22 protein-coding genes and 1 riboswitch are annotated in these 25,612 nt (G+C 66.9%); of the genes, 21 read left to right on the plus strand and 1 reads right to left on the minus strand.

What is annotated here, in order from left to right; genetic code table 11:
- Positions 1 to 144: 144 nt before the first annotated feature.
- A complete protein-coding gene (locus K3U94_RS10855) occupies positions 145 to 1,887 on the minus strand; it encodes a molybdopterin-dependent oxidoreductase (RefSeq protein ID WP_220696760.1) in 1,743 nt (580 codons plus the stop codon).
- A gap of 172 nt (positions 1,888 to 2,059) precedes the next feature.
- On the opposite strand from K3U94_RS10855, the gene K3U94_RS10860 reads away from it, so the two are divergent.
- The 21 genes from K3U94_RS10860 to K3U94_RS10960 all read left to right on the plus strand — a co-directional run bounded on the left by K3U94_RS10860 (position 2,060) and on the right by K3U94_RS10960 (position 25,611).
- On the plus strand, positions 2,060 to 2,368 hold the full coding sequence (locus K3U94_RS10860) for a hypothetical protein (protein ID WP_220696479.1): 309 nt from the start codon (positions 2,060 to 2,062) through the stop codon (positions 2,366 to 2,368).
- A 117-nt stretch (positions 2,369 to 2,485) separates the two neighbouring features.
- Positions 2,486 to 3,997: a type VII secretion protein EccB gene (gene eccB, locus K3U94_RS10865; protein WP_047320870.1), complete on the plus strand. Its 1,512-nt coding sequence runs from the start codon at positions 2,486 to 2,488 to the stop codon at positions 3,995 to 3,997.
- Positions 3,994 to 8,205, plus strand: a complete 4,212-nt coding sequence (gene eccCa / locus K3U94_RS10870; protein ID WP_047320871.1) for a type VII secretion protein EccCa — start codon at positions 3,994 to 3,996, stop codon at positions 8,203 to 8,205. Before eccB ends, eccCa begins: the two co-directional genes overlap by 4 nt.
- A gap of 360 nt (positions 8,206 to 8,565) precedes the next feature.
- Positions 8,566 to 8,865, plus strand: a complete 300-nt coding sequence (locus K3U94_RS10875; RefSeq protein WP_046283697.1) for a PE family protein — start codon at positions 8,566 to 8,568, stop codon at positions 8,863 to 8,865.
- A gap of 157 nt (positions 8,866 to 9,022) precedes the next feature.
- Complete coding sequence (locus K3U94_RS10880; RefSeq protein ID WP_047317297.1) at positions 9,023 to 9,319, plus strand: WXG100 family type VII secretion target; 297 nt, start codon at positions 9,023 to 9,025, stop codon at positions 9,317 to 9,319.
- Between the two features lie 14 nt (positions 9,320 to 9,333).
- Positions 9,334 to 9,618: a WXG100 family type VII secretion target gene (locus K3U94_RS10885; RefSeq protein ID WP_047317298.1), complete on the plus strand. Its 285-nt coding sequence runs from the start codon at positions 9,334 to 9,336 to the stop codon at positions 9,616 to 9,618.
- A gap of 147 nt (positions 9,619 to 9,765) precedes the next feature.
- Positions 9,766 to 10,665, plus strand: coding sequence for an ESX secretion-associated protein EspG (locus K3U94_RS10890; RefSeq protein WP_047321587.1), 900 nt, complete (start codon positions 9,766 to 9,768; stop codon positions 10,663 to 10,665).
- Positions 10,666 to 10,850: 185 nt separating this feature from the next.
- Entirely contained in the window at positions 10,851 to 12,365 is a 1,515-nt protein-coding gene (eccD, locus tag K3U94_RS10895) for a type VII secretion integral membrane protein EccD (RefSeq protein ID WP_047321586.1), read from the plus strand.
- Positions 12,343 to 14,142, plus strand: a complete 1,800-nt coding sequence (locus K3U94_RS10900; protein WP_220696480.1) for a type VII secretion-associated serine protease mycosin — start codon at positions 12,343 to 12,345, stop codon at positions 14,140 to 14,142. Before eccD ends, K3U94_RS10900 begins: the two co-directional genes overlap by 23 nt.
- Positions 14,139 to 15,308, plus strand: a complete 1,170-nt coding sequence (eccE, locus tag K3U94_RS10905; RefSeq protein ID WP_220696481.1) for a type VII secretion protein EccE — start codon at positions 14,139 to 14,141, stop codon at positions 15,306 to 15,308. The genes K3U94_RS10900 and eccE overlap by 4 nt, the downstream gene beginning before the upstream one ends.
- A gap of 32 nt (positions 15,309 to 15,340) precedes the next feature.
- Positions 15,341 to 17,131: a type VII secretion AAA-ATPase EccA gene (eccA, locus tag K3U94_RS10910; RefSeq protein WP_109519728.1), complete on the plus strand. Its 1,791-nt coding sequence runs from the start codon at positions 15,341 to 15,343 to the stop codon at positions 17,129 to 17,131.
- Between the two features lie 341 nt (positions 17,132 to 17,472).
- Positions 17,473 to 17,772, plus strand: a complete 300-nt coding sequence (locus K3U94_RS10915) for a PE family protein (protein ID WP_046286641.1) — start codon at positions 17,473 to 17,475, stop codon at positions 17,770 to 17,772.
- Between the two features lie 53 nt (positions 17,773 to 17,825).
- Entirely contained in the window at positions 17,826 to 18,122 is a 297-nt protein-coding gene (locus tag K3U94_RS10920) for a WXG100 family type VII secretion target (protein WP_047317297.1), read from the plus strand.
- A 14-nt stretch (positions 18,123 to 18,136) separates the two neighbouring features.
- Positions 18,137 to 18,421 carry a WXG100 family type VII secretion target gene (locus tag K3U94_RS10925; RefSeq protein ID WP_047317298.1) on the plus strand — a complete coding sequence of 95 codons (285 nt, stop codon included), beginning with the start codon at positions 18,137 to 18,139 and terminating at the stop codon, positions 18,419 to 18,421.
- Between the two features lie 191 nt (positions 18,422 to 18,612).
- Positions 18,613 to 18,798: riboswitch (M-box (ykoK) riboswitch) on the plus strand.
- Positions 18,799 to 19,234: 436 nt separating this feature from the next.
- On the plus strand, positions 19,235 to 20,434 hold the full coding sequence (locus tag K3U94_RS10930) for a PPE family protein (RefSeq protein WP_220696482.1): 1,200 nt from the start codon (positions 19,235 to 19,237) through the stop codon (positions 20,432 to 20,434).
- A 21-nt stretch (positions 20,435 to 20,455) separates the two neighbouring features.
- Positions 20,456 to 21,166, plus strand: coding sequence for an MgtC/SapB family protein (locus tag K3U94_RS10935; protein WP_047321549.1), 711 nt, complete (start codon positions 20,456 to 20,458; stop codon positions 21,164 to 21,166).
- Between the two features lie 48 nt (positions 21,167 to 21,214).
- Positions 21,215 to 22,138 (plus strand): sterol desaturase family protein, encoded by a 924-nt coding sequence (locus K3U94_RS10940; protein ID WP_220696483.1) that lies wholly within the window; start codon positions 21,215 to 21,217, stop codon positions 22,136 to 22,138.
- Between the two features lie 120 nt (positions 22,139 to 22,258).
- A complete protein-coding gene (locus tag K3U94_RS10945) occupies positions 22,259 to 22,807 on the plus strand; it encodes a LysM peptidoglycan-binding domain-containing protein (RefSeq protein WP_109519723.1) in 549 nt (182 codons plus the stop codon).
- Between the two features lie 116 nt (positions 22,808 to 22,923).
- On the plus strand, positions 22,924 to 23,598 hold the full coding sequence (locus K3U94_RS10950; RefSeq protein ID WP_052957076.1) for an Rv1815 family serine proteinase: 675 nt from the start codon (positions 22,924 to 22,926) through the stop codon (positions 23,596 to 23,598).
- Positions 23,595 to 24,095, plus strand: coding sequence for a VOC family protein (locus K3U94_RS10955; RefSeq protein ID WP_220696484.1), 501 nt, complete (start codon positions 23,595 to 23,597; stop codon positions 24,093 to 24,095). The genes K3U94_RS10950 and K3U94_RS10955 overlap by 4 nt, the downstream gene beginning before the upstream one ends.
- A 52-nt stretch (positions 24,096 to 24,147) precedes the next feature.
- Positions 24,148 to 25,611 carry an FAD-binding protein gene (locus tag K3U94_RS10960; RefSeq protein ID WP_220696485.1) on the plus strand — a complete coding sequence of 488 codons (1,464 nt, stop codon included), beginning with the start codon at positions 24,148 to 24,150 and terminating at the stop codon, positions 25,609 to 25,611.
- The last annotated feature ends 1 nt before the right edge of the window (position 25,612 follow it).

Genomic DNA, 25,612 nt, shown 5'->3' on the forward strand with positions numbered 1-25,612 from the left:
TCATGTCACCCTACGACGCGCGGGTGGATTCGGCGGACGAGCCGTCAACAACATCAGACCGGGGCTGTCGGCCGTCGTAACGTCCGCAGATGCGGCACGGCCTGACCGGTGTTCCCTGTCAGGCCGCGCGAACTCTGGTTCGGCTCAGATCGTCTGATGGCGACCGAAGAACTTGTGATCTTCGCTATAGCCACCGTGGCCGCTGCCGATCTCCTTGTAGCTCTCCACGAACTCGATGCCCTTGATCCACTTCACCAGCTTGTAGCCGTGCTGCAGCTCGTTGCGCAGCCGCAGCGGCCGGCCGTGCATGTAGGGCAGTGGCTGGTCGTTCATGTTGTAGGCCAGCATCGACATGTGGTGCCACATCTGGTCGACCGGGTGGGCGTTGTAGAAAATGCCGCCGGTGGCGCCCAGGCCCATCGAGTAGAAGATCGCCCATTTAGCCTGGGGAAGCGGTTTGACGATGTTCATGATCGTCGACATCTGCACGCCGCCCCACTTGGCTACGCCGGACCAGGCCTGCACGCACATGTGCTGGGTGATCTGGTCGTGATACGGGAGGGCCTTGAGATCCTCCAGCGAGAACTCCATCGGGTTCTCGACCAGGCCGTAGACCTTCAGTCGCCAGTCCTTGAAGTCGTTTGCCTCGTACTCCTTGTACTCGACGGTCTCGGGCAGCCGGCCGTTGCGCCAGTGGAACGGTGAGATGTCGGCCTCGGTGAACGTCCCGGGCTTCGGGTCGAGCTTTTCCAACGCCCGCTGGAACGGCCCGATCAGGGCGTATCCGATCTTTTGGACGACTCGCGGGTAGCGCAGGGTCAGCGGCGTGGCGGCGATCCACCCGGCTGCGCAGATCACGAATGCCACCGAGAAGACGCCGAACCCGACCCAGCTGTGGTCGTCGCGGGCGGCAAACATGTGATTGAGGTTCACCAGCGCTTCGGTGGCGAACACCATCGTGACGTGCACGAGGATGAACAACAGGAAGTAGACCAGTACCACGAAGTGCAGTGACCGGGCGATCTGCAGGTTCAGTCGCATGTGCTTGCTGATCAACCCCAACCGTTGTGACAGTGCCGGCGACATCCCCAGGGCGGTGATCAGTGCAGCCGGAGCCGCGACGAACACCGTGACGAAGTAGGAGATCATCTGCAGCGAGTTGTAGTTGGTCCAGGTGTGGTCGGTCGGCCAGTCCAGCGAGGCGTACTGGATGGCGACCGAAGCCGCATTCGGCAAGACGTCGAAGCTGGTCGGCACAATGCGGTGCCACTGACCGGTGGTGAACAGCAGGACGTAGAACACTGCGCCGTTGAGCAGCCACAACACGCCCAAGCCCAGATGCCACCACCGGGCCAGCCCGATCGAGTGCCGGAACCCCGGCAGCCCGAACTGCGCGGGCAGGGCGACGGTGTCGGCGTTGGCCGTCCAGTACGGGTCGTCTGGAACCGGCGGTCCCACCCGCAGCCATTCGTCCTTGCCAGGAGTGGAGTTACGGCTGAAGTACAGCCTCGGATGGTCGCAGAGAATCTGGATGCCGGCTCGGATGATGAAGATCATCATGAACAGGTTGAAAAAGTGCGTCCACCCGGCCCAGGCGGGGATTCCCCCTGCGAACTCCGACGACGCGGCGCTGCCCGGATACCGTGTGATGAAGTCCTCAACGGCGGGGATATTGCGAACGCCCTTACCGATCGCGATCATCGCCACCAGCCCGACGAAGCCGATCGGGATCAGCCAGAGCAGGTTGAACCACTTGTCCCGGCCGATACGTAGGTGCGGGGCCACCGCACGCCGGGTCAGGTCGAAACCACCACCGTAGGTCTCGACGTCGACGGTCTCGTTGTGGTTCTTGTGAATTTCTGCCCGGTAACCCTGTTCCAGTTCCAGCTCGACGTCGACGACATCAGCGGAGTAGTTGACCGGGCGAGTCGTCTCTTTCGTTGCTGGTGAGGTGGCCGGACCCCGCGGGTCGAGCCGTCCGTCAGCACCCTGTCCATCAATCGTGGTCACCCTTCGAAGGTAACGCAAAAACCCTCGTGACACGATATTCTGACATCAGATGCGCAGGCTTCTGACAGGAAACTCAGCTATCGCAAGTGCGGATTTCGGTGATGTCCGGCGGCCGCCGGGCCGCCGGCTGCACTGCCGGCCGGTGGACCGGCGCGATCGTGCCGTCGAGGCGATCATTTCGGTGGGCAAGCCGCTGTTTTCTGCTGAGCAAGACACGAGTGAACTCATGCGGATCTCGCGCTTTACAGATCGTTCATCTAGCGCGGTCATAATTCAGCGAAGAACGGGCGAAGCGCGTTTCGCCATCGCCATCAGATTGCAATCTGCACCGCGGGCAGTTGTAGCGCGACACAGCTAGCATGCGCAGTGGAGAAACTTGTGACCAGGCAGGGGTAGATGACGACCTATAGGGGACCGGCACCGCGCCGTAATCCGGCAGTGCTGTCAACGCTGCGGGCTGGGGTAGGGGCGCGCCGTGGCTGAGGAACAGCGGGGACCCGGTTACGGACTTGGGCTGTCCACGCGTACCCAGATGACGGGGTACCAATTCCTGGCACGACGCACGGCGATGGCGTTGACCCGCTGGCAGGTTCGGATGGAAGTGGAGCCCGGCCGGCGCCAGTCGCTGGCCGTGGTGGCCTCGGTGTCCGCCGCGGCGGTCGTCTGCCTTGGTGCGCTGCTGTGGTCGTTTTTGAGTCCCTCGGGCCAGATGAACGAATCGCCGATCATTGCCGACCGTGATTCCGGTGCCCTCTATGTGCGGGTGGGCGACACCATATATCCGGCGCTGAATTTGGCCTCGGCGCGCCTGATCGCCGGCCGGGCCGACAACCCGCACAAGGTGCGCTCCACTCAAATAGCCGAGCAGCCGCACGGCCCGCTCGTCGGAATTCCTGGCGCGCCGTCGGACATCTTGCCGACAACGCCCACGACGTCCTCGTGGCTGATCTGCGACACCGTCGCCAATGTTCAGGGCGTCGGTGCGCCGTCGCCGGTGACGGTGACGGTGATCGACGGTGCCCCGGAACTCAACTCCCGCCGCCGGGTGCTGGATGGGCCCGACGCGGTGGTGCTGCGCTACGGCAATGACTCCTGGGTGGTTCGCCAGGGCCGCCGCTCGCGCATCGACGCCGCCGACCGGGCTGTGTTGCTGCCGCTGGGGCTGACTCCCGAGCAGGTCGACCACGCCCGGCCGATGAGCCAGGCGCTGTTCGACGCGTTACCGGTGGGGCCGGAGTTGGCGGTGCCCTTTGTGCCCGACGCGGGTCATCCGCCGGCCTTCCCGAATGCCCCCGGCCCGGTCGGAATGGTGTTCACCACACCGCAGTTGGCTGGGCCGCAACAGTATTCGGTGGTGCTGATGAACGGTGTGCAAACGGTGTCGTCGGTGGTGGCCCGGATTCTGCAGAACGCCGGAGCCACCGGCGGCGGCGCGCCGGCAGTGGTGACGCCGCAGGATCTGGCGAAGATGCCGGTGGTCACCGGACTGGACCTGTCGGCTTACCCCGACGGGCCGCTTCAGGTCGTCGACATGAAGGAGAACCCCTCCACATGCTGGTGGTGGGAGCGCTCCGCCGGTGACAGCCGGGCCCGGGTACAGGTGGTGTCGGGTCCCACGATTCCGGTGTCGCAGAAGCAGATGAACCGGGTGGTGTCCCTGGTGAAGACCAACGACACCACTGTGCCGGAGGCTGACCGGGTCTACTTCGGTTCGGGCTACGGCAATTTCGTCGCGGTGACCGGCAACGACCCGGACGCCTCCACGCGGGAGTCGTTGTGGTGGATCTCGGCGTCGGGCGTGCGATTCGGGATTCCCGGCGATGACGAGCGCAAGGCGCTGGGCCTGGTCGGTGAACCGGCACTGGCGCCGTCGGTGGCGTTGCGCCTGCTGGCACACGGCCCGACCCTGTCCCGTCAGGATGCGCTGGTGCGTCACGACACCCTGCCAACCGATATGAGCCCAGCAGAATTGGCGGTGCCCAGATGAAACGTGGATACGCCCGGCCGACGCCGGAACGCGCGCCGGTGGTCAAGCCGGAGAACATCGTATTGCCGACGCCGCTGAGCGTGCCGCCGCCAGAAGGCAAGCCGTGGTGGCTGGTGGTGGTCGGTGTGCTCGTGGTCGGCCTGCTCGTCGGCATGGTCGCGATGACGGTGGCCAGCGGCTCCCGGATGTTCCTGGGCGCCGGCTCGATCTTCCCGATCTTCATGATCGGTGGCGTCGCGATGATGATGTTCGGCGGCCGCTTCGGCGGCGGCGCCCAGCAACTGAGCCGGCCCAAGCTCGACGCGATGCGCGCCCAGTTCATGCTCATGCTGGACCGGCTGCGCGAGTCGGCGGCGGAGTCCGCGGACAGCATGGACGCCAACTACCGGTGGTACCACCCGGCGCCGTCCACCCTGGCTGCCGCGGTGGGGTCGTCGCGCATGTGGGAGCGCCAGCCCAACGGTAAGGACCTCAACTTCGGCCTGGCCCGAGTCGGGGTGGGGATGACCCGGCCCGAGGTCACCTGGGGTGAACCCCAGAACATGCCGACCGACATCGAGCTCGAACCGGTGACCGGTAAGGCGCTGCAGGAGTTTGGGCGCTACCAGAGCGTGGTCTACAACCTGCCGAAGATGATCTCCCTGCTGGTCGAGCCCTGGTACTCGCTGGTCGGTGACCGCGAGCAGGTGCTGGGGCTGATGCGCGCGATCATCTGCCAGCTGGCCTTCTCGCACGGGCCTGACCATCTGCGGATGGTCGTGGTGACCTCAGATGTGGCGCAGTGGGACTGGGTGAAGTGGATGCCGCACTTCGGCGATCCGCGCCGCCAGGACGCCGCGGGCAACGCCCGCATGGTCTACGGCTCGGTGCAGGACTTCGCCACCGAACACGCCGAACTGTTCTCCGGGCGCGGATCGTTCATGCCGCGTCACGCCAGCTCTTCGGCGGAGACCCCGACCCCGCACCACCTGATCATCGTGGACGGCCTGGACCCGCAGTGGGAGTACGTCAACACCACCGAGGGCATCGACGGAGTGACCTTCTTCGATCTGACCGGCGCTCCGGAGTGGCGGGGCGTTTCGCAGCGGGTGCTGCGGCTCGACGACAAGGGCATCATCAACGCCCTGCCGCGTGACCGCGACACCTGGATGGTGATCGACGACAACGAGTGGTTCTTCGCCCTCGCCGACCAGGTCAGCTCGACCGACGCCGAACAGTTCGCGCAGCGGTTGGCGCACTGGCGGCTCGCGGCGGCCTATGAGGAGATCGGCCAGAAGGTGACGCACCACATCGGTGCGCGCGACATCATGGCCTACTACGGCATCGAAGATGCCGGGCGTATCGACTTCAACGAGCTGTGGGCCAGCCGGCGCGATGCGGGCAGCCGGGGCCGGCTGCGGATTCCGTTCGGAAACCGCTCGGACAACGGCGAACTGCTGTTCCTGGACATGAAGTCTCTCGACGAGGGCGGCGACGGGCCGCACGGCGTCATGTCCGGCACCACCGGTTCCGGTAAGTCGACTCTGGTGCGCACCGTGATCGAGTCGCTGCTGCTGGCTCACCCGCCGGACGAGCTGCAGTTCGTGCTGGCCGACCTCAAGGGCGGATCGGCGGTCAAGCCGTTCGCCGGTGTCCCGCACGTGTCGCGGATCATCACCGACCTGGAAGACGACCAGGCCCTCATGGAGCGTTTCCTGGAGGCCATGTGGGGTGAGATCGCCCGGCGAAAGACCATGTGCGACAACGCCGGTGTCGACGGCGCCAAGGAGTACAACGAGATTCGGTCGCGGATGCGGGCGCGTGGAGACGACAGCCTGCCGCCGCTGCCGATGCTGGTCGTGGTGATCGACGAGTTCTACGAGTGGTTCCGCATCATGCCCACCGCGGTGGAGGTGCTGGACTCGATCGGCCGACAGGGCCGCGCCTACTGGGTGCACCTGATGATGGCCTCGCAGACCATCGAGAGCCGCGCCGAGAAGCTCATGGAGAACATGGGCTACCGGCTGGTGCTCAAGGCGCAGACCGCCGGCGCCGCGCAGGCCGCCGGGGTGCCCAACGCGGTGAATCTGCCGTCCAAGGCCGGCCTCGGCTACTTCCGCAAGAGCGGTGAAGAGGTCATCCGTTTCCAGGCCGAGTTCCTGTGGCGCGACTACCACCGGGGCGGAATGCTCGACGACGAGCAGATGCCGTTGACGCATGCCGTTGACTACATCCGGCCGCAGCTGTTCACCACCGAGTTCACTCCGCTCGAAGTCAGTGTCAGCACGCCCGAGATCGAAGCGCCCGAAGACATTGCGGCGATCGACTCCAAGCCGGCAGCGGTCGCCGAGGCCGCCGAGGAAGAGGACTTCATCCGGACTCCCAAGGTCGGCACGGTGATCATCGATCAGCTGCGCCAGATCGACTTCGAGCCCTACCGGCTGTGGCAGCCGCCGCTCGACGTCCCGGTGACCGTCGAGGACTTGGTGAACCGCTACCTGGGTCACCCGTGGCAACAGGACTACGGCACCCGGCGCGACCTGGTGTTCCCGATCGGGGTCATCGACCGGCCGTTCAAGCACGACCAGCCGCCGTGGACGGTGGACACCTCCGGCCCCGGCGCCAACGTGCTGATCCTGGGTGCCGGTGGTTCGGGCAAGACGACCGCACTGCAGACCTTGATCTGCTCGGCGGCGTTGACGCACACTCCCGAACAGGTCCAGTTCTACTGCCTGGCCTACAGCGGCACGTCGCTGACCACGGTCGCCGGCCTGCCGCATGTGGGCAGCGTCTGTGGTCCGACCGACCCCGACGGGGTGCGCCGCACGGTGGCCGAACTGCTGGCGCTGGTGCGGACCCGCAAGCGCAGCTTCCTGGAGAACGACGTTGCGTCGATGGACGTCTTCCGCCGGCGGAAGTTCGAGGGTGCCCCGGGAACCGTGCCCAACGATGGTTTCGGCGACGTCTATCTGGTGGTCGACAACTACCGGGCGCTCTCGGAGGACAACGAGGTGCTCGTCGAGCAGGTCAACCAGATCATCAACCAGGGACCCTCGTTCGGTGTGCACGTGATCGTGACGGCCGACCGCGAATCGGAGCTGCGCCCGCCGGTGCGAAGCGGTTTCGGTTCCCGGGTCGAGCTGCGTCTGGCCGCGGTCGAGGACGCCAAGCTGGTGCGCTCCCGGTTCGCCAAGGACGTCCCGGTGAAGCCGGGGCGGGGCATGGTCGCGGTCAACTATGTACGCCTCGACAGCGACCCCCAGTCCGGTCTGCACACCCTGATCGCTCGGCCCGCAATGGCCGACACCGGCGCCAAGGTGTTCGAGTCCGACAGCGTCGCGGCCGCGGTCAGCCAGGTGGCGGTGGGCCGGGTGCGCCCGGTACGGCGTCTGCCGGCGCGGTTCGGGTTGGAAGAGGTGCGCGCGGTCGCGGCCAACGACCGCCGCGAAGGAGTGGGAGCGGGCGGCATCGCCTGGGCGATCTCCGAACTCGACCTGCAGCCGGTCTATCTGAACTTCGCCGAGAACGGTCACCTGATGGTGACCGGGCGTCGCGAATGTGGCCGCACCACCACGCTGGCCACCATCATGAGCGAGATCGAGCGGCTCTACGCGCCGGGGTCCAGCACCGCGCCGACACCCAGCCCGGACGGCCGGCCGTCGGCGCAGGTGTGGCTGATCGACCCGCGCCGGCAGCTGCTGACCACGCTGGGGTCGGACTACGTGGAGAAGTTCGCCTACAACCTAGATGGCACGGTGGCGCTCATAAACGAGTTGGCCGCCACCCTGGCCAACCGTGAACCTCCGCCGGGGCTGTCGGCCGAAGAGCTGCTGTCGCGGACCTGGTGGAGTGGGCCGGAGATCTTCTTGATCATCGACGACATCCAGCAGTTCCCGCCCGGCTTCGACTCGCCGTTCCAGAAAGCGGCGCCCTGGGTCACCCGTTCGGCCGACGTTGGGCTCCATGTGATCGCCACCCGCACCTTCGGCGGCTGGTCGTCCGCTGGCGCCGACCCGCTGCTGCGGGCCCTGCACCAGGCCAACGCACCGCTGTTGGTCATGGACGCCGACCCCGACGAGGGCTTCATCCGCGGCAAGATGAAGGGTGGCCCGCTGCCCCGTGGTCGTGGCCTGTTGATGGCCGAGGACACCGGCGTGTTCGTTCAGGTCGCCGCCACCGAACTGCGGCGGGCGCCGGCCCAAGAGCGCGCGGCCACCCCGGCGGGCTGACCGGACGGGCCGGCAACCACTGTGACGTGAGCAACAGCGTCGCGGTGGTTGCTGGCGCGGTCACAGCCCGGCGCGGGGCGGTGAATTACGTGCGGCAAGATTTTAATCAGGGCGTCATGGCCGCAGGCATCGGAGCCGAGGGCGGCCACCAACCACGCGGTAAATAACAGCCCTGTGTTTCGCCAGTTTGGAGCCATTTCACGGACCGAACTGCCTGGTCGCCGCGATCGGATTGTTACCCCAGGTGAACACTTGTTATCGCCAGATGAACACTCGGCGTTGAGGGTACTCCGGGGCACTTTGAGCCTCTACGATCGACAGCGGAGAGATTGCTGACCGCGATCCAGAGGAGGGAATCGAATGTCGTTTGTGAATGCGCAGCCCGAAGCGCTCTCGGCTGCCGCTGCGAACCTGAGCGGTATCGGTTCGGCGTTGAACGCGCAGAACGCCGCCGCTGCGGCCCCGACCACTGGCGTGGTCCCGGCCGCCGCCGACGAAGTCTCGGCACTGACCGCGGCGCAGTTCGCTGCGCACGCGACGATGTACCAGCAGGTCAGCGCGCAGGCCGCGGCGATCCACGAGATGTTCGTGGCCACGCTCAACAGCAGTGCGACCTCCTACGCCGCCACCGAGGCAGCCAACGCTGCTGCGGCGGGCTGATCAGGAACCAACCGGATTACCGGCTACGGGCTGATGGAAGGGGAATCCATTCATTCGTTCAAAGCCGGTCGTCGGTTACCGACGTAACCGGCGGCAATAACCCGTCAACTACGAATATCAACCAGAAACAACGAACTTCAGGCAAGGAGAGAGAAGCATGGCAACACGTTTTATGACTGATCCGGACGCGATGCGTTCGATGGCGGGCCGTTTTGATGTGCATGCGCAGACGGTGGAGGACGAGGCGCGTCGGATGTGGGCGTCGTCGACCAACATCTCCGGTGCGGGTTGGGGTGGTCTGGCGGAGCGGACGTCGATGGACACCATGGGTCAGATGCAGACCGCGTTTCGCAACATCGTGAACATGCTGCACGGGGTGCGGGATGGGTTGATTCGCGACGCTAACCACTACGAGCAGCAGGAAGCTGCTTCTCAGCAGATCCTGTCGAGCTAGAAGGAGAACCGCAGATGTCGATTAACTACCAGTTCGGTGATGTGGATGCCCACGGTGCGTTGATTCGTGCCCAGGCGGCGTCGTTGGAGGCTGAGCACCAGGCGATCGTGCACGATGTGCTGGCTGCCGGTGACTTCTGGGGTGGTGCGGGTTCGGTGGCCTGCCAGGAGTTTGTGGCGCAGTTGGGCCGCAACTTCGCGGTGATCTACGAGCAGGCCAACTCTCACGGTCAGAAGGTGCAGTCGGCCGGCAACAACATGGCCAACACCGACGCCTCGGTGGGCTCCAGCTGGGCCTGAGCGCCTCGCAATTCGCAGCGCGGCAGCACACCCGATCCACGGGTGTGCTGCCGCGTACTGCAATTGGCGGGTGGTGCCGAGCGGTCGCGCCCTCTCGCGTGATCCAATAGCCAAGTACTCCGACAAACCCGGTAGAGGAGGGTAGTGATGGACCCGAGCACTCGCACCGACATCACCGTCAACGTCGAGGGTTTCTGGATGCTGCAGGCACTGCTGGACATCCGCCATGTTGCTCCCGAGTTGCGGTGTCGTCCTTATGTTTCCACCGATTCAAGCGACTGGCTGTCCCAGCACCCCGGCATGGCGGTGATGCGCGAACAGGGCATCGTCGTCGACGACGAGGTCAACGAGACCGTCGCCGCACGAATGCGGGTTCTTGCCGCGCCCGACCTCGAGGTGATTGCGCTGCTGTCGCTGGGCAAGCTGCGTTACGGGGTCATCGACGCCGAAGACCAGGAGCCCGGCACCCGCGACATCCCCGACAACGAGTTCCGGGTGCTGTTGGCGCGACGCGGTGAACACTGGGTGTCGGCGGTACGCGTCGGCACCGACATCACCGTCGACGATGTCGCGGTGACCGATGCCGCCTCGATCGCCGCGCTGGTGATCGACGGTATGGAATCCATCCACCACGCCGACCCGGCCCAGATCACCGCGGTCAACGTGCCGATGGAGGAGATGCTGGAGGCCACCCAGAGTTGGCAGGACTCCGGTTTCAACATTTTCACCGGGGGAGACCTGCGCCGGATGGGAATCAGTGCCGCCACTGTCGCGGCGCTGGGACAGGCGCTGTCGGAGCCGGCGGCCGAAGCCGCGGTGTACGCGCGGCAGTACCGCGACGACGCAAAGGGGCCCAGCGCCTCGGTGCTGTCGCTCAAAGACGGGTCAGGCGGCCGGATTGCGTTGTATCAGCAGGCGCGCACCGCAGGCTCGGGCGAAGCCTGGTTGGCGATCTGCCCGGCCACCCCGCAGCTGGTTCAGGTGGGCGTCAAGACCGTCCTGGACACCCTGCCCTACGGCGCCTGGAAAACGCATCGGAGGGTCTAGCGGTTTGCTCGGGTAGGTCTGGGCGCCGAATGCTTAAGTGTCGCACCGGAAAACTGCGAGTAAACGCGGGTCGTGCGAATAGCATGAAGTGCCTTTAGAATTGGACTGACTTTAAAAATGACAAATTGCGAGGCGGCACCTATGGGTTCGATTGGGTCAGTATTCGTTGGTCGGGTGATGCAATCATGACCGCGGCGATCGAGTCGGGACAGGCGGGCGGCGAGCTTGCGTCGTCGGGACCCCGGGCCGTGGTGGTCGGGGTCATGGCGGGCGACGGTGTCCAGATCGGGACGCTGCTCGACGCTGACGCCCCGGTATCGGTGATGCTGGACCCGCTGCTGAAGGTGATCAACGGTCGACTTCAGGAGCTCGAAGAGCCGACCCTGAAAGCCGAAGGCCGTGGCCGCTGGGTGTTGTGCCTGGTCGACGGCACGGCGCTGCGACCGAACCAGTCGCTGACCGAACAGGACGTCTACGACGGCGACCGGCTGTGGCTGCGCTTCATCGAAGACCGGGAGCGGCGCTCGCCGGTCATCGAGCACATCTCCACCGCGGTGTCGGTCAACCTGGCGAAGCGATTCGCCCCGGTCGACGCGGCGACAGCGGTGCGGGTCGGGGTGTCGACCCTGTCGCTGGGTGTGCTGCTGGCCACCGGACTGCTCGCGGCGTGGCGCGTCCAGCACGACAGTTGGCTGACGGCCGGCTTCGGCGCGGGGCTTGCCTTCCTGGTGTTGATCGCCGCCGCACTGATCCTGATGCAGGCGCGCAACGCGTCCGACCGGCAAGTCGGTGACATTCTGCTGGCCACCGGTCTGGTTCCGCTGGTGGTGGCGGCCGCGGCGGCGGTGCCCGGTGAGGTGGGCGCCGCGCATGCCGCGCTGGGCTTCGGCGTTGCCGGTATCGCTGCACTGGCTGTCATCCGGCTCACCGGACGGCAGCTGGCCGCCTACTCGGCCGTCGCCGCCATCAGCGTGGCGGTGATGTTCGCCGGCGTGCTGCGGATGCTGTTCCTGACCGGCGCGGTGACCCTCATGACCTGTGTGTACTTGGTCTGTGTGCTGGCTTACCAGTGGACTCCGTCGCTGTCGCGGTGGTTGGCCGGCCTGCGGCTGCCGGTCTTTCCGTCGGCCACCAGCCGCTGGGTCTTCGAGGCTCGCCCCGACCTGCCCACCACGGTGGTGAGCACTCCCGGCGCCCCGCCATCGCTGGAGGGGCCGGAGTCGGTGCGTGAAGTGGTGCTGCGCGCGGAGCGGGCGCGGTCGTTCATGACCGGCTTGCTCTCTGGGCTGGGCGTGCTGATTGCGGTGTGCATGACCGGGCTGTGCGACCCCCACTCGGACCGGTCGTGGCTGCCGGTGCTGCTGGCCGCCCTGACCGCCGGGTTCCTGGTGCTGCGGGGCCGTTCCTTCCGGGACCGCTTGCAGGCGGTCACGGTGACGCTGACCGGGCTGGTGATCGTCGCGGCTGTGGTGGTTCGCTTCGCGGTTGTGCTGTGGACGCCGACCGCACTGGTGGTCGGCGTGGCCGTGCTGGTGCTGGTCCCGATGTTCGGGCTGCTGTCTGCGGTGATCGTGCCCAACACCATCTACAGCCCGTTGTTCCGCAAGTTCGTCGAGTGGATCGAATACCTGTGCCTGATGCCGTTGTTCCCGCTGGCACTGTGGTTGATGAATACCTATGAAGCGATCCGGTACCGGTAGGGGCGTGCGTCGGCTGCAGCGCACCGCGGCCGCCGGCGCCGCGATGATCATGATGACCTGCGGCTCGCTGGCCGGGATGCCGGCTGCCGGCGCGATCGAGCCGCCCGGGATCGACCCGGCGGCGCTGCCGCCCGACGGCCCGCCCGGACCGCCGCAGACCATGCGGCAGACCTCGTACTGCACTGAGGTAGGTGTGCTGCCGAACACCGACTTCCGCGTGCAGCCGGCCTACATGGACATGCTCAACCTGCAGGAGGCCTGGAAGTTCGGTCGCGGGGGAGGCGTCACGGTCGCCGTCATCGACACCGGCGTGACCCCGCACCCGCGGCTGCCGAACCTGATCCCCGGCGGTGACTACGTGATGGCCGGCGGCGACGGGCTGTCGGACTGCGATGCACACGGGACCCTGGTGGCGTCGCTGATCGCCGCGATGCCGGACAACGGGGTGGCTCCGTTGCCGCCGCCCCGTCAGACCCGTCGGCCGCCGTCGGTTCCCACCAACGAGCCGCCACCACCGACCCCGTCGCCGGCGACGACGATCCTGGTGATGCCGCCGCCTCCGCCGCCACCGCCGCCGCCCGTCGAGGGTGAGGAACCGGCCCCGGGTCAGGGTCCCGCACCCGCCCCCGCGCCTGCTCCGGCTCCGGCTCCGGCGCCTGGACCGGCACCCGGTCCGGCGCCGGGACCCGGTGCGGCAGCCTCGTCGGCGCACAGCGCCCATGACGCCGCTACGGCGCGGCCGGCCGGGTTCTCCGGGCAGGCCCGGACCGCACCGGTCGACTTCCGCGCCCCGAGCGCCCCGCCGCCCGGCGGGGGGCCGGACGCCTTCAGCGGCATCGCGCCCGACGTGCAGCTGATCGCGATCCGGCAGTACAGCGCGGCGTTCGGGCCCAAGGAGCCGTTCGCGGACGGACGTGACCCGCAGCTGCGGGAGAAGACCGACGGAATCCGCACCATGGCGCGGGCGATTGTGCATGCCGCCAACATGGGTGCGCAGGTCATCAACATCTCCCAGGCCGTCTGCATGAACGTGCGCACGCTCATCGACCAGGCGGATCTGGGCGCCGCCGTGCGTTACGCCGCGGTGGAGAAGAACGCGGTGATCGTCGCCGCCGCCGGTGACGCCAGTTGGCGGGACTGCAAGCAGAACCCCGTCTACAACGCGATGCGCCCCGATGACCCCCGCGACTGGAACGGCGTCAACACCGTGGTGACGCCGGCCTGGTACGACGAGTACGTGCTGACCGTCGGCGCGGTCGACTCGGCGGGTGCACCGATGGCCAAGTCGAGCGTGGCCGGCCCGTGGGTGTCGATCGCCGCGCCCGGCACCGACATCGAGGGGCTCTCGCCGCGCGATGACGGACTGATGAACGCCGTCGACGGCCCGGAGAACTCACTGCTGGTCCCGTCCGGCACCAGCTTCTCGACGGCGATCGTCTCCGGTGTGGTGGCCCTGGTGCGGGCTAAGTACCCGGAACTGTCGGCGCACCAGGTGATCAACCGGCTGATCCGTACGGCCCGGCCGCCGGCGCGCGGGGTCGACAATGTGGTCGGTTACGGCATCGTCGATCCGGTCGCGGCACTGACCTGGGACGTTCCCGACGTTCCGGCCCAGCCGCCGGAGCGGCTGTCGGCGCCGCTGCAGGTGCCGCCGATGCCGCCCGAACGCGACATGACGCCGGCCTGGGTCGCCGGAGCCGGGCTGTTGGCGGCGCTCGCGGCGGCCGGCGTGGCACTGGGAGTGGCAGCACTGCGACGATCGTCAAGGAACCGATGAAGGCACAGCACGCACTAGGTCTGAACCTGTCTTGGATGCGGGTCACCGCGGTCTTTCTGATCGATGTGGGGATCCTGGTCCTCGCCGGTCGCTGGCCGGGTGACCCGAAAGTCGCCGACTACGTGTGGTGGTCGGGTGTCGCCGCCGCGGTGCTGGTCGCGCTCATCGCGCTGCTCACCTACCGGCGAGTGCCGATCAGCACGATGTGGGCGGCCTGGGTGGCCGATCAGTTCACCGACCCCGAAGAGGCCCTGCACCGCGGCCGCACCGCCGCGGTCGATCACCACCGCCGCTTCGGGCGTGAGTCGGTCGGTGTCCGCGAACATGAAGGCCGGCTGGTGACGGTGATCGCCGTGGGCGGGCGGGCCGCCGCGGCGACCGGCCGACACGGCCGCGATTCGGAGGCGACCCTGCCGGTAGAGCGTCTGGCCGCTGGGTTGCGGCAGTTCGACGTGCGGCTGGACAGCATCGATGTCGTGTCGGTCGGAACCCGCAAGGATCCCCGCGCCGCCGACGACCCCGACGTGGAAGAGAACCCGTCGATGCCCGACCGTCGCCACACCTGGGTGGTGCTGCGGATGGACCCGCAGCACAACGTCAACGCGGTGGCCACGCGCGATTCACTGGCCGCCACCTTGGCCGCCGCCACCGAGCGGCTGGCCGAGGAGATCGACGGCCGCCAGCTCAGCGCCCAGGTGCTGCGCGCCGACGAGTTCGACGCCGTCGACGAGGCGGTGCTCGCGGGGCTGGAGGCCACGCAGCTGCGGCACCGGCTGTTCCGCGATCGACCGGCCGGCCACGTCACCAGCTTCTGGGTGTCGCCGAACGACATCACCCCGGAGAACCTCGAACACCTGTGGTACCCGGAGGCCGAAGCAACCGTGGTCACGGTCCGTCTTTCGCGCGGTGGCGGCCGAACCACCGAGGTCTCGGTGCTGGCGCGGTACCACACTGCCGACAAGCCCGACCGAAACATGCGCTCTGCGCTGAACCGCTTCGTGGGCCGGCGTCAGCTGGAAGCCGCCTGCGCCAGTCTGCCGGCGCCCACCGCCCACCGGCGGATGTCGGTGCCGGGACGGGACTTGCAGGACGGTGAGCAGCTGCCGGTGTCGGTCGATGTGATCGAGGAGTACACACCTGCGGCGGCCACCGGGACGCGCTCGTGACCGGACCGGCGACGACCGACGCGCGCAACGCGATGGTCGCGGGCATGCTGGCCTCCGGGATCTCGGTCAACGGGCTGCAGCCCAGCCATAATCCGCAGGTCGCGCTGCAGATGTTCACCACTGCCACCACGATCGACCCGAGCATGTGCGACGCCTGGCTGGCCCGGGTGCTGGCCGGTGACTCCGATATCGAGGTGCTGGCAAACGCCTGGTCGACGGTGCGCACATTCGGCTGGGAGACCCGCCGACTCGGCCTGTCCGACCTGGAATTCCATCCGGAGGTTTCCGACGGGATGTTCCTGCGGCTGCGGATCACCAGCGTGGAATCGCTGGCCGCCGCCTACGCCGCCGCGCTGGCCGAAGCCAAACGCTACGAAGAGGCGGCGAAGCTGCTCGACGGCATCGAGCCGCGGAACCCCTTCGAAACCGAACTGGTCAGCTATGTCCGGGGTCTGCTGTACTTCCGGACCGGGCGCTGGCCGGACGTGCTCAAGCAGTTCCCCGCAGCGGCCCCCTGGCGTCAGCCCGAGCTCAAGGCGGCAGCGGCGGCGATGGCCACCACCGCGCTGGCCTCGCTGGGGGTGTTCGAGGAGGCGACGCGGCGGGCTCAAGAGGCGATCGAGGGCGACCGGGTTCCCGGTGCCGCCAACGTCGCGCTCTACACCCAAGGCATGTGCCTGCGGCATCTGGGCCGCGAGGACGAGGCCGCCGAGTTGCTGCGCCGGGTTTATTCGCGGGACTCGAAGTTCACACCGGCCCGCGAAGCACTGGACAATCCCGACTTTCGGCTGGTGCTGACCGACCCGGAGACCATCGAGGCCCGCACGGACCCGTGGGACCCCGACAGTGCCCCCACGCGGGAACAGGCCGAAGCCCACCGGCATGCCGAGGAGGCCGCCCGCTATCTGGCCGAAGGCGACGCGGAGCTGGCCGCCATGCTCGGCATGGAGCAGGCCAAGCGGGAGATCAAGCTGATCAAGGCGACCACCAAGGTGAACCTGGCGCGCGCCAAGATGGGCCTACCGGTTCCGGTGACGTCGCGGCACACCCTGCTGCTCGGTCCGCCCGGCACCGGCAAGACCTCGGTGGCGCGCGCATTCACCAAGCAGCTGTGCGGCCTGACGGTGCTGCGCAAGCCGCTGGTGGTGGAGACCAACCGCTCCAAGCTGCTGGGCCGCTACATGGCCGATGCCGAGAAGAACACCGAGGAGCTGCTCGAAGGCGCACTCGGTGGTGCGGTGTTCTTCGACGAGATGCATACCCTGCATGAGCGCGGCTACAGCCAGGGCGACGCCTACGGCAACGCGATCATCAACACGTTGCTGCTGTACATGGAGAACCACCGTGACGAGCTGGTGGTGTTCGGCGCCGGCTACGCCAACGCCATGGACAAGATGCTCGAGGTGAACCAGGGCCTGCGGCGCAGGTTCTCCACGGTGATCGAGTTCTACAGCTACACCCCGCCGGAACTGCTGGAACTGACCAAGATGATGGGGGCGGAGAACGAGGACGTGGTCAGTGACGAGGCGGTCGAAGGACTGCTGCCGCACTACACCCGGTTCTACGCCGACGAGAACTACTCCGAAGACGGCGACCTGATCCGCGGTATCGACGTGCTGGGTAATGCCGGATTCGTCCGCAACGTCGTGGAGAAGGCCCGCGACCACCGCAGTTTCCGTCTCGACGATTCTGAACTGGACGCGGTGCTTGCCGGCGATGTCACCGATTTCAGCGACGAATGGCTGCACAAGTTCAAGGAACTGACCCGCGAGGATCTCGCCGAAGGGCTCAGTGCGGCGGTTGCCGAGAAGAAACCGTCCTGAACTAACAGCCGCCCGACAGCCGATTCACAGCGTAACGACCGCTTGTCCGGGTTGACGCTTACTGGTACCGATGCCACCATTGCGCAGGTAAGGGGGCCGGTGCTTTCGCCCGGCCCAGTTGGTCTCTGTCGGTGTCAGGAGGTGAGGACGAGAGTTGTGTCCCGGCGATAATGCCCGCTCGGAGTTGGCGACTGTTTGGTCCCGATCCGGCTCCGGCACCGTTTCTGTTACTTGAACCATGTTGCGCTGAGCACGCTCCGGTACGACGTCGTCACGGGGCCCCTGTTCGGCGCAGCCGGTGAGCGTCGGCCATCCGGCCGGCATTCTTGGAGGAGGGCCCCATGACTTTTGTGAACACCCAACCGGAGGCGCTGACGGCGGCTGCGGGCAATCTGGCCGCCATCGGTTCGGCGCTCAGTGCTCAGAACGCCGCGGCGGCAACGCCGACCACCGGTGTGGTTCCGGCCGCTGCTGATGAGGTTTCGGCACTGACTGCTGCGCAGTTCGCCGCGCACGCCAGCATGTACCAGGCCATCAGCGCCCAGGCGGAGGCCATCCACCAAGCGTTCGTGGCCACCTTGAACACCAGCGCCAACACCTACGCAGCGACCGAGGCGGCTAACGCCGCGTCGGCCGGATAGTTCCACATACCGTTAAGTTCCAACAACTTTCGCAGATCGAGGAGAGAGAAATCATGGCAACACGTTTTATGACTGATCCGGACGCGATGCGTTCGATGGCGGGCCGTTTTGATGTGCATGCGCAGACGGTGGAGGACGAGGCGCGTCGGATGTGGGCGTCGTCGACCAACATCTCCGGTGCTGGCTGGGGTGGTCTGGCGGAGCGGACGTCGATGGACACCATGGGTCAGATGCAGACCGCGTTTCGCAACATCGTGAACATGCTGCACGGGGTGCGGGATGGGTTGATTCGCGACGCGAACCACTACGAGCAGCAGGAAGCTGCTTCTCAGCAGATCCTGTCGAGCTAGAAGGAGAACCGCAGATGTCGATTAACTACCAGTTCGGTGATGTGGATGCCCACGGTGCGTTGATTCGTGCCCAGGCGGCGTCGTTGGAGGCTGAGCACCAGGCGATCGTGCACGATGTGCTGGCTGCCGGTGACTTCTGGGGTGGTGCGGGTTCGGTGGCGTGCCAGGAGTTTGTGGCGCAGTTGGGCCGCAACTTCGCGGTGATCTACGAGCAGGCCAACTCTCACGGTCAGAAGGTGCAGTCGGCCGGCAACAACATGGCCAACACCGACGCCTCGGTGGGCTCCAGCTGGGCCTGAGCGCCTCGCAATTCGCAGCGCGGCAGCACACCCGATCCACGGGTGCGCTGCCGCGTTTTGCTTTACGTGGACTGCCTATTTCGGCCGAGCACAAGCGTTTTCACCTCCAGTGCGTCAGGATCTGCGATAGACCGTCGGCGGCCCGGCGATTCGGATTGACCCTGCCACCCCACTGGTGCACTATGGTTAAGCAAGCACCTCGTTAGGTGAGGCGTCTGCACGGATATAGGCCACTGACCCCGAACGTCGAAAGACGCCCCGGGTCAGGACAGCTCCTCCCGGATTAAGGGTTGAGCCCAAGTGGCTTCCGGGTCTGCACATTTGCGCAGGCCAGGACACGCCGTGCAGTGCCGAAGCTCTGACGAGAGGGGTGCGGATCCCGGTTGTTGCCGGGTTACTTCACCTCGTCGTGCATACGTGCAGGCACCCGCGCGTGCCCAGGCCGAGAGGAGGTGAGAGCGACATTGAGTCCGAGTGATAGTTCCTATCCGAGATCGATGTTCGTCTCCTTCGATCTCGGTGCTGCTTTCACCATCTGATTCGCACCGGCGCTGAACTCGTCGACTGGCGTTCCCTCCCGCAGCGGAAGGCGCCAGGCTTCGGCATGCCCTGAAATCGATTGGTAGCTCGTCCTTCTCGTCGAGCAAGCAATCGACTTGGTATGACCGGCTCCGGTATGTCGCTATGACCGCTGTCCCGATTTCTCCTGCCGTCCGGAGCACGGCCGCAACACATATCGGGCATCGACCCTGCCTGCACATCCCCCTAGACCAGCCATTCGTGGCCGAAAAACCACCAAAAAGGAGCAATGCCATGGACTTCGGAGCGTTTCCGCCGGAAATCAACTCAGCACGTATCTACACCGGCCCCGGTTCGGGACCGATGATGGCCGCCGCGGCGGCATGGGACAAGATGGCCGCCGAGCTCAGCGCGGCCGAGTTCGCCTACCAGGGCGTCATCAACGGACTCGTCAGTGAAGGCTGGATGGGACCGGCCTCCAACGCGATGGCTGCCGCGGCCACGCCCTACATGGTGTGGATGGGCACTACCGCCGCCCAGGTAGAGCAGGCCGCTATCCAGGCCAAGGCGGCGGCCGCCGCGTTCGACGCGGCATACGCGATGACGGTGGCGCCGCCGCTGATCGTCGCCAACCGGTCCCAGCTCGCAGCGCTCGTCGCGACCAACTTCCTCGGTCAGAACGCTGCGGCGATCGCGGCCACCGAGGCGCACTACGGCCAGATGTGGGCTCAGGACGCCGCCGCGATGTACGGCTACGCGGCAGCGTCGGCGGCGGCCACCAAGGTCACGCCGTTCAGCGCGCCGCACGAGGTTGCCGACCCCGCGGGGCAGGCCGCACAGCAGGGTGCGACCTCCCAGGCCGCCGGCACAGCGGCTGCATCCAATGCCCAATCCGCCCTGTCGCAGGCGATGACGAACACACCGCAGGCGCTGCAAGCCCTCGCAACGCCGGTGGACGCGCCGACGACAGGCGGCGAAGTGATCAGTGCCGGGGATCTGGGCAACGCGATGACCAACCTGATGAGCAGCTCGTTCAGCCCGATGGGCCTGGCCGGAATCACGCAGGCCGGAGCGGACATCGCCGTCATCCGCGGTGCCGCCCTGGCTGCCGCCGACCCGCTGGGCCTGGGAGCAGTCGACCCGATGGACATGCTGCTTCCCGGGATGCTCGGACCCGGCGGCCTGGGGGCGCTGGGTGCCGGGCTGCCCAACGCCGGCATCGGTGCGGCCTCGGCGAGCATGGGCCACGCAGCAGCAGTGGGGGGACTGTCGGTGCCGCAGTCGTGGGCCGCCGCGGTTCCGACGACCGCGGCTCCGGGGACCTCGGTCGCGGCCACCGGTTGGACGGTCGCCGCGCATGCACCGGAGCCCGGCGCCGCCGGGATGCCCGGTGTGCCGCTGGCCGGCGCCGGTCAGGGCCGCAACTACGGTTTCGCCGCTCCACGGTACGGCTTCAAGCCCACGGTGATGGCTCGGCCGGTGGTCGCGGGCTAGCGGTGTGTCATCGTTGACGTCATGCAGACGCTGAGCGTCGCCGAGTTCACGTTGCGACTGGCTGTCGGGCTGGGCTGCGGTGCACTGATCGGGCTGGAGAGACAGTGGCGTGCGCGGATGGCGGGGCTGCGTACCAACGCGCTGGTCGCTGCCGGTGCGACGCTGTTTGTGCTGTACGCCGTCGCCGTGGAACCCAGCTCCACCCGCGTCGCGTCGTACGTGGTGTCCGGGGTCGGCTTCCTCGGCGGCGGGGTGATCCTGCGCGAGGGGTTCAACGTCCGCGGGCTCAATACCGCGGCGACCCTGTGGTGTTCGGCCGCCGTGGGTGTACTGGCCGCGGCGGGCGACCTGGTGTTCGCGCTGATCGGCACCGGTGCGATCGTCGGTACCCACTTGTTGTTGCGGCCGCTGGGACGGCTCATCGACCGTGATCAGCACGTGGAGGAGGACGAACCGCAGTCGCCGTATGAGGTGCAGGTGATCTGCCGGCCGAAGTCCGAGAAGTACCTGCGCGCCCAGATCGTGCAACACACCGCCAGCAACGACCTGATTCTGCGGGGGATTCACACCGTTCGTGCCGGCGAGGACAACATCGCGCTCACCGCGTCCATGCTGTCGGACAGCCGGGCGCCGGACCGGCTGGAGCGCCTGGTCGCCGAACTGTCCCTGCAGCCCGGTGTCTACGCGGTGCAGTGGCACGCCGAGGATCAGTCATCGTTGTCGCCGGACTGATTGGTGGCCGTCGCGGTGTCTAGGCTGATGTTGCGGAGGTAGGAGACGGTGGACGCGATCGCGGGCGTGTGGTCGGTGCTGCCGGGGCCGATGCGGGACCCGGTTATATTCGCCGTGCCTTTTTTCCTCCTGCTGCTGAGTCTGGAATGGTTCGCCGCACGCAAGCTCGAACAGTCCGAAGCGGAGCGGGCGCCCGCCGGTGCCTATCGAACCCGGGACGCCTGGGCGAGCATCTCGATGGGCCTGGTGTCCATGGCCACTACCGCCGGGTGGAAATTCATCGCGCTGCTCGGCTACGCGGCGATCTACACCTATCTGGCGCCGTGGCATCTGTCGCCCACGCGCTGGTACACCTGGGTTATCGCACTCGTCGGTGTGGACCTGCTCTACTACAGCTACCACCGCATCGCCCATCGGGTCCGGTTGATCTGGGCGACGCATCAGGCGCACCACTCCAGCCGCTACTTCAACTTCGCCACCGCGCTACGTCAGAAGTGGAACAACAGCGGCGAGATCTTGATGTGGATTCCGTTGCCGCTGTTGGGTATTCCGCCGTGGATGGTGTTCGCCAGCTTCTCGGTGAGCCTGGTCTACCAGTTCTGGGTGCACACCGAACGGATCGACAAGCTGCCGCGGGCAGTGGAGTTCGTCTTCAACACCCCGTCGCACCACCGGGTGCATCACGGCATGGACCCGGAGTACCTGGACCGCAACTACGGCGGAATCCTCATCATCTGGGACCGGATGTTCGGCACCTTCGCTCCCGAACGGTTTCGCCCGCACTACGGGCTGACCAAGCCCGTCGACACGTTCAACATCGTGACCCTGCAATTCCACGAGTACGCCTCGATCATCGCCGATGTGCGCAGCGCGACCCGGTGGCGCGATCGGCTGGGTTACCTCTTCGGGCCGCCCGGCTGGCAGCCCGTCGCCGCGGAAACGGCCGCCGCCTCGGCGCCGAGATTGCCCTGACGTAATGAGGGCGCACCGGCGGGTGTTCGCCTAGGCTGACTAGCGTCGCATCCGAGCGACAACGCCCGACGAGTCAAGGTCGCGGCGTGCCGATAAGAAGGGGACAACGTGGCACAGAGCTTGGGAGACACGCTCACTGCAGGAAAGAAGCTCGTCAAGGGCGAGTCGCTGACCTCCAACAACGGGGCTTACACCCTGACGTTGCAGGAGGACGGCAACCTGGTGTTGGCGGCGCGGGGCAAAGCCATCTGGGCGTCGGGCACCAACGGCAACGACGTGGTGCGTGCCGAGGTGCAGGCGGACGGCAACTTCGTGCTGTACACCGCCGACAAGCCGATTTGGCACACCGACACCAAGGGCAAGAAGGACGTCAAGCTGGTTCTGCAGGACGACCGCAACCTGGTGCTGTACGCCGCCGACGGTGCGGCCTGGTCCACCAAGACCGAGACCGACGCCCCGCCGCCCGAGGAGCCCAAGGCTGAAGAGGCTCCCGTGGAGGAGGCAGCAGCACCTGCGGCGCGCACGTACACCGTGGTCGCCGGTGACACCCTGTTCGCCATCGCCGAGCGGTTCTACGGCGACGGCAACAAGTACCCGCAGATCGCGGAGGCCAGCGGTATCGCCAACCCTGACCTGATCCACCCCGGTCAGGAGCTGACGATCCCCTGATCGCCGCGCAACGCCGACGCGGCGGCCCGGATCCCATGGGGCCGGGCCGCCGCGCTGTGCCGCGGTGGCGTGGTCGGGCCGGACCGAAACCGGCCCTCAACGATAGGAGTCGACGGTTGCCCAGGCTCGTTGCGCGGGTGCTGGCGGTGCTGCTGGGGGTCGGTGCGACGGTTGCCGGCCCGGCGGTATCTCCGGCCCGAGCCGATCGGGTGCTGGTGTTCCCAGGGATGGAGATCCGCCAGGACACCCACGTCTGCACTCTCGGCTACGTCGATCCGGTGCTGCGGGTGGCCTTCACCGCCGGGCATTGCCGGGGGAGCGGTACCGTCACCGACCGGGGCGGGGCGGTCATCGGCAGGTTGGCGACCTTTCGCGACAACACACCCAATGGTTCGACGGTCAATACCGACCAGGTGATTGCCGACTACGAGTCGATCGTGCTGGCCGACGATGTCGACGTCAACGACGTTCTGCCGGGTGGTCTGCAGCTGCAGGCCGGCCCGGACCACGTCCTGAACCCCGGTGAACCGGTCTGCCACTTCGGCATTGTCACCGGAGAGACCTGCGGCACCGTCGAACGGGTCAACAACGGTTGGTTCACCATGACGCGCAGTGTTCGCAGTCAGCAGGGTGACTCCGGCGGTCCGGTGTATGTCACGCGCGACTCCGGCCCGGCCCGGATCGTCGGGCTGTTCAACAGTGTCTGGGGCGAATTCCCCGCCGCGGTCTCGTGGCCAGCGATCTCCCAACAGGTCCGCGAAGACGTCGGCGTGCCGAACCCGCTGCCATGACCCCGACACCCCGCCCACCCATCCAGATCGCCTGGGTCACAGGAGATCTCGACGCCACCGAATCGACCCTGACCGCGTTGCTGGGTGTGCGGAAATGGGTCCGTATGCCGGGGGTGCACTTCGCCCCGGACACCTGCAGCTACCTGGGCGAGCCGGCGGATTTCGTCGCGGACATCGCCCTGAGCTATGTCGGAGACATGCAGTTGGAGCTGATCGCACCGGTGCGCGGGCGCAGCCTCTACGAAGACTTTCTCCGTTCCCGCGGGCCGGGCCTGCACCATGTCTGCATCGAGGCCCAGGACCCCGAAAACTTCGAGGTTATGCTGAACGACGCCGCCGAGCGGGGCGCCCAGGTGGTTGCCCGGGGCGTGATGCCCGGAGGCATGCATTTCGCGTACGTCTCAGCGCCGGACGCCGGCATCCCCTACCTGGAGATCGCTTACATCCCAGCCGAGATCCGGTCGGTCTTCGACTACATCAAACAGGAGCAGCGGTGAGCACCGCAGCGGCGCCCAGGAGTAGCGCCGGCGACGAGGAGGAGTGGCGGCAATGAGCACCCAGATCCCGGAAACCACCAGTGCCGAAACGGTTTCGGAGTGGTCCGACGAGTTCGACGTCGTGGTGATCGGCTTCGGCATCGGCGGCGGCTGCGCGGCCGTCACCGCGGCGGCAGCCGGGGCCCAGGTACTGGTACTGGAGCGGGCCGCCGAGGCCGGCGGCACCACCGCCATGGCGGGCGGCCACTTCTACCTCGGCGGCGGCACCGCGGTCCAGCAGGCGACCGGGCATCCCGACTCTGCCGACGAGATGTACAAGTACCTCGTCGCGGTGTCGCGCGAACCCGAGCACGACAAGATCCGGGCCTATTGCGACGGCAGCGTCGAGCACTTCAACTGGCTTGAAGACCTCGGAATTGCGTTCGAGCGCAGTTACTACCCGGAGAAGGCCGTGATCCAGCCCAACACCGAGGGGCTGATGTTCACCGGTAACGAGAAGGTGTGGCCGTTTCTGAACCAGGCCGTTCCGGCGCCGCGTGGGCACAAGGTTCCGGTGCCCGGTGACACCCAGGGCGCCAAGATGGCGATCGACCTGCTGCTCAAGCGGGCCGACAGCCTCGGTGTGACGATCCGCTACGAGACCGGTGCCACCGGTCTGGTCACCGACGCCTCCGGCGCCGTCGTGGGTGTCACCTGGAAGCACTTCACCGCAAGCGGTGTCATCAAAGCGAAGTCGGTGGTGATTGCCGCCGGTGGTTTCGTGATGAACCCGGAGATGGTCGCCCAGTACACGCCGAAGCTGGCGGAGAAGCCGTTCGTGCTGGGCAACACCTACGACGACGGACTGGGCATCCGGATGGGAATGTCGGTGGGCGGCGCCACCAAGCACATGGACCAGATATTCATCACCGCGCCCGTCTACCCGCCCTCGATCCTGCTCACCGGGATCATCGTCAACAAAGAGGGCAAGCGCTTTGTCGCCGAGGACTCCTACCACTCACGCACCTCGGGGTTCGTTATGGACCAGCCCGACAGTGCGGCGTTCCTGATCGTCGACGAGGCGCACATGCGCAAGCCGCATGTGCCCTTGGTGCCGTTGATCGACGGATGGGAGACGGTACCGGAAATGGAAGCAGCCCTGGGTATTCCGGAAGGAAACCTGGTGGCGACCCTGGACCGTTACAACACTTACGCGGCGCGCGGGGAGGACCCGGACTTTCACAAGCAGCCGCCGTTCCTGGCCCCGCAGGACACCGGACCGTGGGGCGCGTTCGACCTGTCGCTGGGCAAGGCGATGTACGCCGGTTTCACCATCGGCGGGCTGGCGACGTCGGTGGACGGCGAAGTGTTGCGCGGTGACGGACAGCCGATACCCGGGCTCTACGCCGCCGGGGCCTGCGCGGCCAACATCGCTCAGGACGGCAAGGGCTACGCCAGCGGGACCCAATTGGGGGAGGGCTCGTTCTTCGGCCGCCGGGCCGGCGCGCACGCCGCGGAGCGCGCCACTCTGGCGTGAG

Source organism: Mycolicibacter heraklionensis (genome assembly GCF_019645815.1).
GTDB lineage: Bacteria > Actinomycetota > Actinomycetes > Mycobacteriales > Mycobacteriaceae > Mycobacterium > Mycobacterium heraklionense.